7 protein-coding genes and 1 tRNA gene are annotated in these 12,199 nt (G+C 43.7%); 3 read left to right on the top strand and 5 right to left on the bottom strand.

Annotated elements, in window-relative coordinates; all coding sequences use genetic code 11:
- From uvrY to K5609_RS09755, 5 genes are all read right to left on the bottom strand, one after another.
- Positions 1 to 645 (bottom strand): UvrY/SirA/GacA family response regulator transcription factor, encoded by a 645-nt coding sequence (gene uvrY / locus K5609_RS09775; protein ID WP_221076991.1) that lies wholly within the window; start codon positions 643 to 645, stop codon positions 1 to 3.
- Positions 646 to 890: 245 nt separating this feature from the next.
- Positions 891 to 981, bottom strand: a tRNA-Ser gene (locus K5609_RS09770).
- Positions 982 to 1,136: 155 nt separating this feature from the next.
- Entirely contained in the window at positions 1,137 to 2,627 is a 1,491-nt protein-coding gene (locus K5609_RS09765; protein ID WP_152782604.1) for a glutamate synthase subunit beta, read from the bottom strand.
- Between the two features lie 9 nt (positions 2,628 to 2,636).
- Complete coding sequence (gene gltB / locus K5609_RS09760) at positions 2,637 to 7,283, bottom strand: glutamate synthase large subunit (RefSeq protein WP_221076990.1); 4,647 nt, start codon at positions 7,281 to 7,283, stop codon at positions 2,637 to 2,639.
- A 510-nt stretch (positions 7,284 to 7,793) separates the two neighbouring features.
- Positions 7,794 to 8,714: a manganese-dependent inorganic pyrophosphatase gene (locus tag K5609_RS09755; RefSeq protein WP_221076989.1), complete on the bottom strand. Its 921-nt coding sequence runs from the start codon at positions 8,712 to 8,714 to the stop codon at positions 7,794 to 7,796.
- 303 nt (positions 8,715 to 9,017) lie between these two features.
- Here K5609_RS09755 and K5609_RS09750 point away from each other — a divergent pair, with 303 nt between their 5' ends.
- The 3 genes from K5609_RS09750 to K5609_RS09740 are packed head-to-tail and all read left to right on the top strand — an operon-like array spanning position 9,018 to position 12,171.
- The gene (locus tag K5609_RS09750; RefSeq protein WP_221076988.1) at positions 9,018 to 9,683 is read left to right on the top strand and encodes a Bax inhibitor-1/YccA family protein; all 666 of its coding nucleotides are present in this window, start codon (positions 9,018 to 9,020) and stop codon (positions 9,681 to 9,683) included.
- Between the two features lie 52 nt (positions 9,684 to 9,735).
- Complete coding sequence (locus tag K5609_RS09745) at positions 9,736 to 11,805, top strand: FUSC family membrane protein (RefSeq protein ID WP_221076987.1); 2,070 nt, start codon at positions 9,736 to 9,738, stop codon at positions 11,803 to 11,805.
- A 36-nt stretch (positions 11,806 to 11,841) separates the two neighbouring features.
- The gene (locus K5609_RS09740) at positions 11,842 to 12,171 is read left to right on the top strand and encodes a TusE/DsrC/DsvC family sulfur relay protein (RefSeq protein WP_221076986.1); all 330 of its coding nucleotides are present in this window, start codon (positions 11,842 to 11,844) and stop codon (positions 12,169 to 12,171) included.
- The last annotated feature ends 28 nt before the right edge of the window (positions 12,172 to 12,199 follow it).

Here is a 12,199-nt window from a genome sequence, read left to right as displayed (position 1 = left end):
TTACAGCTTGTCGGTATCAATCATGCCGTGGCGAATGGCTAAGTGAGTTAACTCTACATCACCGCTAATATTAAGCTTGCTGAACAAGCGGTAACGATAAGAGTTAACCGTTTTAGGACTTAAGCTTAACTGATCAGAAATGTCGGTAACCTTTTCGCCTTTGGTAATCATTAACATTATCTGTAGCTCACGCTCTGAGAGACTTTGAAACGGATTATCTTCAGCAGGATTAAACTGACTCAAGGCCATTTGTTGGGCGATTTCTGGCGATAGGTAACGCTGGCCTACATTCACCGCACGAATCGCTTGTAGCATTTCGTCTGGGCCGGCGCTTTTCGTTAAATAGCCACACGCACCAGCCTGCATAACCTTGGTAGGAAATGGATTTTCGGTATGAATGGTTAATACGATAATCTTAGCATCTGGATCGTAGCGCAATATCTTGCGGGTAGCCTCTAAGCCGCCGATTCCAGGCATATTCATATCCATTAAGATTACGTTGGCTTGGTTGTTTCTGCACCACTGAACGGCTTTCTCTCCGCTCTCGGCTTCACCAACCACTTTAAATCCTCGAACGTCTTCTAAAATGCGACGGATCCCTGTACGCACTAGTTCATGATCATCAACCAGAAATACGTTTATCAAGCGTTTTCTCCGCTGTAACTAAAACATCAATCTACTAATTGGGCGGGTTGCCAGACCTTGCATCGTCTGCGCAGCAAACTTTATATCCCATCAGGATAATAATTTAAAGGATTAAGCGATATAAGTTTAGAGTAGAACTAAGATTATTGGCAGTTTGTGCAATAAACTAGCAATTTATCAAGATTAGAATTATGGGAATGCAGAAACGAAAAACGCCAGCGTAATGCTGGCGTTTTTCTAAATAATGGCGGAGGAGGAGAGATTTGAACTCTCGAAGGGCTATTAACCCTTGCCGGTTTTCAAGACCGGTGCATTCGACCACTCTGCCACCCCTCCGCAGCAACGGGGCGCATATTACCTAGCATTTTTCAGCTTGTAAACCGTCATCTTTGAATTTTTTGGAAATGTCTAACAATTGACTAAATGCTAGGCAAATTTTGGCTATAAAAAAGCCCAGCATAAGCCGGGCTTTTTAGCAGTTTGTCGCTAACTTACTTAGGTAAGTAGCTCTTACCCATTAAGAAGGTATCAACGGCTTGTGCTGCACCACGACCTTCGTTGATTGCCCAAACAATCAAACTTTGACCACGACGCGCATCACCAGCTGCAAACACACCTTTAACATTTGTGGCGTATTCACCGTAGGTTGCTTTAGCATTTGAACGAGCGTCTTTTTCAACACCTAGTTCGTCAATAATACCTGCTTCTGGTCCCATGAAGCCCATAGCTAGCAACACTAAGTCTGCTTTAATGACTTCTTCACTGCCTTTCACTGGTTCAGGAATCATTTGGCCGTTAGCGTTTTTCGTCCAGTTGATCTTGGTAGTATGAACTTCCGTCACGTTACCTTGCTCATCACCCACCATTTTCTGGGTCATAACTAGGTAACGACGCGGATCTTCACCTTGAATGGCAATCGCTTCGTCTTGACCGTAGTCACGCTTTAAGGTGCGCTTAAATTCTGGCCAAGGGTTGTCTTGAGCACGTTCTTGCGGAGGCTGAGGCATAATCTCAAGCTGCATGACGTTCTTACAACCGTGACGCAGTGAAGTACCCACACAGTCAGTACCTGTATCACCACCACCAATAACCACAACGTGCTTATCTTTGGCGCTAATGTAACGGCCGTCTTCTAGGTTGCTATCTAGCAAGCTCTTAGTATTTTTACCTAAGAACTCCATCGCAAAGTGAACGCCGTTTAACTGGCGACCCTCTACAGGCAGGTCACGTGGAACCGTTGCGCCAGTAGCTAGCAATAATGCATCGAAGTCTTCGTTCAAACGGTTAATAGAAATGTCTTTACCCACTTCTACTGAGGTTTTAAATACGATGCCTTCTTCACGCATGATTTCGATACGACGCTCAACGATTTCTTTTTGCAGCTTCATGTTCGGAATACCGTACATTAATAAGCCACCAACTCGGTCAGCACGTTCAAACACTGTTACTTTATGACCAGCAGAATTTAACTGAGCAGCCGCTGCTAAGCCAGCAGGGCCAGAGCCTACAATGGCGACTGTTTTGCCGCTGCGTTTAGCTGGAATGTTAGGTTTAACCCAACCTTCCTTAAATGCACGCTCAATAATGTTAACTTCTTGGCTCTTAATGGTTACTGGTGGAGCATTAATACCTAGTACACAAGAGTCTTCACATGGAGCTGGACATACTCGCCCAGTAAACTCCGGGAAGTTATTGGTTTTGTGTAAACGGTCAATCGCATCCTTCCAGCGACCACGGTATACCAGGTCATTCCACTCTGGAATCAAGTTGTTAATTGGACACCCAGCTACGCGTGGTGCGTAGTCTGAGTCACCAGAATGACAAAAAGGAATACCACAATCCATACAGCGAGAAGCTTGGTCTTTAACCGCTTCTTCGCTCATAGGCGTTTTAACTTCTAGCCAATCTATCAAACGCTCTGCTGGGTCGCGGTCTGTCGATAGCTTCCTGTCTATTTCCATAAATCCCGTTGGATTTGCCATGTCTCTCTCCTAAACCGCTTCAGCTTTTTGTTTGGCTTGTTCAGCCTTGGCTTTTTTCGCTTGCGCTACGCTATCAAGGTGCATATCGAATGCAGCTACAGCTACATCGTAATCCGTTTCATGCTCACCAGTAGCTTTAGCTTCTTTCATGTAGTTCTGCATACGCTCGTAATCGGTAGGCATTACACGAACGAACATGCTAAGTGCGTTATCCCAATCACCTAGCAATTCTTTTGCTACATCAGAGCCAGTTTGCTCTAAGTGATTCTCGATTAATGCTTTTAGCTCGGCTGCTTCAGCTCCGTCTTCAACGCCGCCTAGCTTAACCATTTCCATGTTACAACGTGAGGCAAATTGCTTGTTACGGTCTAATACGTACGCTACACCGCCAGACATACCAGCTGCGAAGTTACGACCCGTTTCACCAAGAATTACCGCTTTACCACCGGTCATGTATTCACAACCGTGGTCACCTACGCCTTCAACAATAGCTGTTACACCAGAGTTACGAACACAGAAACGCTCGCCAGCTATACCGCGAATATAAGCTTCACCAGAAGTACCACCAAAGAAGGCTACGTTACCAACAATGATGTTTTTACGTGCTTCGAACGGTGCGCTTGCATCTGGATAAACCACTAATTTGGCGCCAGATAAACCTTTACCGAAGTAATCGTTGGCATCGCCTTCAAGTTCAAACTTAATACCTTTAGCGGCAAAAGTACCGAAGCTTTGACCTGCACTACCGTTGAATTTCACTTTAATCGTGTCTTCTGGTAGGCCTTCAGCGCCATAACGCTTAGATATTTCGTTCGACAACATAGTACCAACACTACGGTTGGTATTGATGATCTCTGATTTCAGAGATACTTCTTCGCCACTCTCAAGCGCCTTAGCAGCGTCTTTAATCAATTGACGATCCACGATGTCGTGAATTAAGTGTTTCTGCTCTTGGCTGCAGTAAAGTGTTTCGTTACCGCTATCATCAGCTTTATAAAGGATTGGCGATAAGTCCACACCTTTGTATTTCCAATGGTCTACATCGGTACGTGGCGTTAGACATTGGCTTTGACCTACCATCTCATTAATTGAGCGGAAGCCTAGCTCAGCCATAATCTCACGTAAGCCTTCAACCATCATCTTGAAGAAGTTAACAACGTGGTCAACTTGACCTGCGTAACGCTCGCGTAAACGACGGTCCTGAGTAGCAATACCTACCGGACAAGTGTTCAAGTGACACTTACGCATCATGGTACAACCTTCTACTACTAGAGCTGCAGTTGCAACGCCCCACTCTTCAGCACCTAGCAAAGTTGCTACAGCTAAATCGCGTGGTGTTTTAAGTTGACCATCGGCCTGTACAGTAATACGGCTACGTAGTTTATTTTGAATTAGCGTTTGATGCGTTTCTGCTAGACCTAACTCCCACGGTAGACCCGCGTGTTTAATTGAGCTAAGTGGAGAAGCACCAGTACCACCGTCATAACCTGCGATAAGTACTACGTCGGCGTAGCCTTTACATACACCAGAAGCAATTGTACCTACACCCGCTTCTGATACTAACTTAACGTTAATACGTGCATCGCGGTTAGCATTTTTCAAATCGTAGATTAGCTGGGCTAAATCTTCGATTGAGTAAATATCGTGGTGTGGAGGTGGTGAAATTAGACCAACACCTGGCGTTGAACCACGAGTTTTACCGATCCAAGCATCAACTTTATCACCTGGTAACTGACCACCCTCGCCTGGTTTAGCACCCTGCGCCATCTTGATCTGAAGCTCTTCAGCATTGGCCAAGTAATGGCTAGTTACACCAAAGCGACCAGAAGCAACCTGTTTGATCTTAGAGATCATTGAGTCGCCATTTTCCATAGGCTTAAAGCGAATTGGGTCTTCACCGCCCTCACCAGAGTTACTCTTACCGCCAATGCGGTTCATAGCAATTGCTAGTGTGGTGTGTGCTTCCCAAGAAATAGAACCAAAGCTCATTGCACCAGTAGCAAAACGCTTAAGAATTGTTTCTGCTGATTCAACTTCGCTTAGCGGTACACTTTCACGGTCTGATTTAAACTTCAGTAAACCACGTAGCGTGAACGCTTCTTTAGCTTGGTTATCTACGTTTGCAGCGTATTCTTTAAACACCTTGTAGTCGTTAGTCGACGAAGCATTTTGTAGCAAACGAATCGTTGTTGGGTTAAATAGGTGACGTTCACCCTCTTTACGCCAAGCGTACTCACCACCCGTTTTCAGGATTAGATCACTGAATGGGTTGTCGTCTGCAGGGAAACCTTCACGGTGACGGTTTAGTGCTTCTGTAGCGATGCCGTCTAAGCTTAAACCTTCGATACGGGTCACTGTACCGGTGAAGTATTTTTTCACTACTTCAGAGTTAATACCTAGCGCTTCAAAGATTTGCGCACCTTGGTAAGACTGAAGTGTAGAAATACCCATCTTCGAGAAGATTTTTAGCAAACCGCTATTCACTGCTTTAGTGTAGCGCTCAACAACTTCATCGTTACTTAGGCTGCTTTCGATAATTGCTTGGTCGCGCATATCAAGAAGCGTTTCAATTGCTAGGTATGGGTTAACCGCTGCTGCGCCATAACCTAATACAGTTGCTAAATGGTGGGTTTCGCGAATATCGCCAGACTCAACAATGAGGTCTGCGTGAGCACGAATGCCTTCACGAATTAAGTAGTGGTGAACTGCTGCTGTAGCAAGTACTGACGGCACTGCGGCGTGGTCACTATCTACTTTACGGTCACTCAAGATTAGAATTGAGAAACCATCATCTACCGCATCTTTAGCATGACGACAAATACGCTCAAGCGCTTTTTCTAACTCATTTTCTGCACCAGAGGCGTGGAAAGTAGTATGAATAGTCGCAGCTTGGAAGTGATTGTGATCAATGCTACGTAGCTTAGCTAACTGGTCGTTAGTTAATACTGGTTGCTTAATCTCAACTTTACGACAATGCAGCGGCGTTTCTTCAAGTAAGTTTAAGTCCGCACCTACGTATGTACGTAGTGACATTACCATTTCTTCACGAATTGGGTCGATTGGCGGGTTAGTTACCTGAGCAAACAATTGCTTAAAGTAATGCGATAAGTGTGGGTTTTTATCAGATAAAATCGCTAGCGGCGTATCTGTTCCCATTGCACCAAGTGGTTCTTTAGAAGTACCAACCATCGGCTTTAATACCGCGTTAATATCTTCTTGGCTGTAGCCAAATGCTTTTTGACGTTTCTCTAGGCTGTGCTGCGTAGCAAAACGGTCGTAACCTTCTGGTAAAGGAAGATCATCTAAAACAATCTTGTTTTCTTCTACCCATTTGCCATAAGGCTGGCTAGAACACACTGTGTGTTTAACTTCATCATCAGCAACAATGCGACCTTGTTCAAGATCGGCGATGAAGATTTTACCTGGTTGCAAGCGGCCTTTTTGAACCACTTTAGATTGATCTACAACCAATGCACCGGTTTCAGAGCCCATTACCACTAAACCATCATCGGTTACTAGGTAACGAGAAGGACGTAAGCCGTTACGGTCAAGTGTTGCGCCAATTACTTTACCATCGGTAAATGAAATTGAAGCTGGGCCATCCCATGGTTCCATGATGCAAGAGTAGTACTCGTAGAAGGCACGCTTCACCGGGTCCATGTCATCTTGAGTTTGCCATGCTTCTGGCACAACCATCATCATTACTTGTTCAAGCGGACGACCACTTAATACAAGTAGCTCTACACACATGTCTAGGTTTGCAGAGTCTGAGCGAGAGATATCACAAACTGGATTGATCATATCCAGTTCTTCTTTGCTGAAGTTTACACTCGCAAGCAAAGACTCACGTGCGCGCATCCAGTTTACGTTACCTTTAACAGTGTTAATTTCACCATTATGTGCAATGTAACGGAACGGCTGTGCTAAGCGCCATGCTGGGAAGGTGTTAGTAGAGAAACGCGAGTGGAACATGGCAATTGCCGAAACCACACGAGAGTCTTGAAGATCTAAGTAATACTTGCGAACTTGAGCCGTAGTTAACTGACCCTTATACACAATGGTACGTGACGACATAGACGCCATATAGAAATCTTCGTCTACACCGGCAACAGTCGCGTCAGCGATGTGCAGAGTGTATTTACGTAAAACAAATAGCTTACGTTCGAAAACTTGCTGGTCTAAGTCAGCTGGACGCGCAATGAAAACTTGTTCAATTTGCGGCTCATTATCTAGAGATGCTTGACCTAGACTAGAGTTGTCTTTTGGAACTACGCGGTAACCTAATAAGGTTAGGCCTAGTTTTTCAATGTTACGGTTTAGTATCTCGCGACATTCGCGACGAATAGCTTCACCAGCAGGGAAGTAAACCATACCCACGCCATACTCACCTGGTTTAGGTAAGCTGAAGCCCAATTTTGTTACTTCTTCGTTAAAAAACTCATGAGGAAGCTGAATGAGAATACCGGCGCCGTCTCCACTATCTACGTCACAACCAGTACCACCACGATGCTCCATGCAAGTAAGCATGGTTAATGCGTTTTCGATCACATCATGACTTTTACGCCCTTTTAAATGGGCAACGAATCCGATACCACAGCTATCGTGTTCGAATTCTGGCCTATAAAGGCTCTTATTGTGTTGAGTTATGTTTGTCATCCAGTAATTCCTATTTACTGCTATATTAATGTTATTCAGACCGACAGGACCTTAGACATCAATAGTATTTTCATTTAAAGAGGAGCCCCATCATCTATCGATGATGTGTGAACAACTACCTTTCACAGATAATTATTCTTTAAACCTCCAAAACAACAGCATTCAATAACGCAGGAGCTAGTCCATTCGTCACGAAAGTAAAGGAAATGCTACCACAGATATAAATTGAATTTCAGACTTGACTTGAAATTAAACACGATTTTTTTTTACAAAAATGCGTAACAGACTAAAAAAGCGCGTTTTTTCTCACAAATAGTGCAGAAAAATTCACTATCCCTTGATAAATTTTCGCTGAGTAGAACTAAGTGTAATAAAATAACGTAATTCGTAAACCAAAATGAGATGTCTTGTTACTGAAAACGCTACCGAGAGTTACAAAATTAAGCCCACCTACATTTACTTACAAAAAAGCCAGCGATAGACGCTGGCTTTTAGCGAGTTAAATAGCTTTTAGACTACATCAAACTCACGTTGAAGCGGTGGCATAACCTGTTTCTTACGGCTTACTACGCCAGGTAAATCAATAACCGAACCTTCTATAGTCCCACCTAAGGTAGACGCAACTAGAGCGGCTTCGTCACTACAGATTAAGCCCGTAGAGTTTAGGCTAGTAATGTCAGTTAACAGTACCAGAGCTGTATGGTAGTTATTTGCTTGCTTAAGCGCCACTAAGGCTGCTTCTAGTTCATCCAAACGCGCAAGCACTGGCTTAACTGAAGTAAGTTCTAGTTGAGCAATAGCAAATTGCTTACCGTTAATCTCATAGACTTTTTGGTCTCTAAGTACCAACTCATCTGCGGGTACAGACGCAACGTCTGATTTAGCCGCAAATTGCTCGTCGGCAAATGCTTCGATGTCAGCAACACCGGCTAACTTGGCCAACGCTTCTGCCGCTTCGCGATCTACTGGAGTAAATGTAGGAGAATTAAACTTGACCGTATCACTTAAGATAGCACCTAACATTAAGGTTGCAGCTTCTTTACTTGGCGTGATGTTAGACGCTTGGTACATGCTATAAACAATTGTACAGCTACATCCTACTGGGCGGATCCAACACTCTAAAGGCTCAGCAGTAGTGATATCACCTAGCTTATGGTGATCGACAATTCCGCGAATGTTAGCTTTTTTCGCGTCTTTGGGCGCTTGCCCCCAATCAGAGTAGTCAATTAGCCATACATCTTCGCCGGCAATTTCGTTACGCACTTCAGGTGCAGCAAAACCAATTTTGTCTAAGAGAAATTTGGCTTCAGGGTTAGGCTCACCTTGAGCAATCGCTGTTGCTGGTGTGCCTTGCTTGGTTAATAATTCTGCTAACGATATTGCACCCGCAATACTGTCGCAGTCTGGATTAGTATGTCCTAAAACTAACATCTGTTATCCGTCTCTCTTATTCGCTGAATGGTTTAGGCAAACTGCCCTGTTAATACGCTGATCATAGGGATATGTGATTCGGAGTGCAATACTACCGAGGTTTTAAGGCGATTGATTTTTTCACTTAGCCAAGGCAATTTTGTTAAGTAGTTGAGCGTCTTAGGAAATTATTTGATGATGATTTGGTGAGGCTAAACGCACTTTTAGATGGCAGATTTGATTTTATTTGTTAAAAAACTCGTTATACTAGAATTTCGTTTTACATAACTTAACGAATTAACTCAGTCAAAACGGAGTGAAATAATGAATCAGCCGAGCACGATAAACTATAGCGCTGCATCGAAACTGGAAACAAATAAGGTATTGCGTAACACCTACGCCTTACTTTCGATGACCTTGTTTACCAGTGCCATTGCAGCATTCTTTGCAGTAGTAGCCGGAATTGGCCACTTAGCATCTATTGGTATGATGGTTGCCGCCATGGTAATCGTATTCTTCGTTCTACCTAAAAGCATTAACTCATCAATGGGTTTGGTTTGGACTTTTGTATTTACAACCTTAATGGGTGGCTCTCTAGGACCTATCCTTAGCCATTACCTGCAGTTCCCTCAAGGTGGTGCAATTGTAATGCAAGCCTTAGGCATGACCGGTCTTATTTTCTTCGGTTTGTCAGGCTATGTACTCACCACCAAAAAAGACTTCTCTTTTATGAGCGGCTTTTTAATGGCAGGTCTAATTGTGGTTGTAGTGAGCATGTTACTTAACTTGTTCTTACAAATACCAATGTTTAGCCTAGCTATTAGTGGTGCAGCAGTAATGCTGTTTTCTGGATTTATTCTTTATGATACCAGCAATATCCTAAACGGTACCGAAACCAACTATATTCGAGCAACTATCTCTATGTACTTGAATGTATTTAATATTTTCGTAAACTTATTACATATCTTAGGTTTCTTAAACGACGACTAAGCGATACTGCTAAAGGACTATCACGCCCTGTTCTTACAGGGCGTTTTTATTTATGGTACTTAATCTTAAACTAGACCCTTCCAAACTTAATTGGACCATAGCCTGCAAAGCAGCTGGCTTAGCTATGTTTATTCTTAGCTTGGGCTTAGTGTTTAATTTAGATATTGCCTTAACTGCAACACTTGGCGTAGTTGCTGCAGGCTTAGCCGACAGCCCAGATTTTTATCAACATCGCGTTCAAAGCACGCTATTGATGATGGGTAGCTTTTCCCTAGCCAGTATCTCAGTTACCTTGTTATTTCCCTGGCCTTGGCTGTTCGCCATAGGTTTATTTTGCTCTACCTATTTGTTTATGCGAATGCCGGTACTAGGGCAAAAGTACGGTGCCATTTCCCTCTGTTCGTTAATCATCGCTATTTACACCATGCTGGGGTACAACACCTACGACAACCCTTGGTTACAACCGTTTTGGTTAGTGGTTGGCGCATTAAGCTACGCCCTACTCTCGCTGTTAATCAATGCACTTTACCCAACGCGTTGGCTAGACAAACAACTAGACCAAGTATTTAAACAAATTAGTCTTTATCAATTAACTAAAACCCGCTTGTTTCAACGTGAAGCCAACATCACTGACATACAAGTAAAGTTAACAGCTCAAAGCGCCGATATTGCTGAGCAATTAGGTGTGATTCGCCATGGTCTTTATGTTTACCAACAGCGCAACAAACAGCATGTGGGGTCCAGCCAAATGGACCGATTCTTCAAAGCTCAACTACTGCATGAACGTTTAAGCTCTTCACACCTAGACTACCAACGTTTGCAACGCGTATTACCAAGAACTTTACTCGCTGACACGCGCGCAGTTTTAGTTCGAATAGCGCGGATGATTGGCGCAAAACATCTTGATCAAAGTGCAGAACAAGAGTTAATTACCGCGGTAGATAGTTTAGAAACAGCGCGTGCAAACCTTAAAGATGTACCACCACGTTTTGCCTACATGCTAAAAAACCTACATAAGGTAGTAGCCCTGTGTTTTCACGAACAACATTTCCCCGAGCCTGAACAAAGCTTTTCACCTTTTACTCGAATATCAGTTAAACAATACCTGTCACAAGCCGTCGATCTCAGCATGAGCGTTAATCGCCACGCCTTACGAATGGCTACGCTTATGCTGCTCGCCTACGGCCTCATTCAACTATCGGGCGACGAACATGCATATTGGCTAATGTTAAGTTGTTTGCTTGTGGTGAAACCTAATTATCACGACACCAAAAAGCGCGTCGATAAAAGGGTATATGGCACTATTGCTGGGGTTGGTGTTGCAGCCGCACTAAGTTACCTGCAACTGCCCGACATCGCTCTTACCTCACTGATACCCGGCCTTGTCATGCTATTCTTTTTGTTCTTTCACTTTAATTACGCAATATCGGTGGCGATGATTACGGTGTTTGTTGCCATATCTCTCGACCTTCAAGGGTACCCCGCTAACGAAGCCTTGGTAGTTCGAGCCTTAGTCACAGTGATAGGTGCTCTAATGGCAATGGCGGCGCTTCGCTATTTGTGGCCAGATTGGCAACACAAGCAAAGCCGCAAAATTATCAGTCAGTTGTTTGCTAATATAGCTAACTACCAAACCGCTATTTTCAACCAGTATTTTAATGCTGATGTTGAAGAGACCACTGATTTTAGGCTGAGTCGCTACCACGCTTATCAAAGCGAGGCTGAACTAGTTCGACATTGGCAATACATGCTTGCAGAGCCCAGCCGCAAGCAACGCTTATCACCAGACTTATATCAGCTCGTTGGCTTAAGCCATCACTTGTTATCGCATCTCTCCGCACTGTCAACTCACCGCACCCAACTGCAATCAAATCAAGCGGCTGAGCGCTTGGCTAGTTTAGGTGAGCTAATTCAAGACGAATTGCAGTTAATGCACGATTACTTATTACTTAAAGGGCCAAACCGACCCATAGTGCAAGCAAACAATGATGCATTTACCCGAGCAATTAACCAACTTCTTCCCCAGTTAGTCGGCAACGAGCTATTGATTGCTTACCAACTGCAGTTAATCGGCAAAGACTTAAAGAAAATTCGTCAACTACTAGTAAATGGTAAGTGGTAGACTAGGCACAAGTTAAAGATAGATACGAAAGATATAATGATTGAATTTAACGGTCAGCAATACGAAACCGATAAAAACGGCTACTTGATCAACATAGACAGTTGGTCAGAAGATTTGGCAGCCCATATCGCCAAACTTGAAGAGATTGAAATGAGTGAGGCTCATTGGGAGGTTGTAAGGTTTGTTCGCAACTTCTACTTAGAGTTTAATACTTCCCCGGCCATGCGAGCCTTAGTTAAAGCGATGGCCAAAAAGTTTGGTCCAGAAAAAGGTAATAGCCGTTACTTGTATAAACTATTTCCGCAAGGCCCAGCAAAACAAGCCACTAAAGTAGCCGGGTTGCCTAAACCAGTAAAGTGTATTTAGCACTTGATTTACATATAAAAAAAGCGCC

The sequence above is a fragment of the Agarivorans aestuarii genome (assembly GCF_019670125.1).
Lineage (GTDB): Bacteria > Pseudomonadota > Gammaproteobacteria > Enterobacterales > Celerinatantimonadaceae > Agarivorans > Agarivorans aestuarii.
This window is presented reverse-complemented; position numbering and strand designations above follow the sequence as displayed.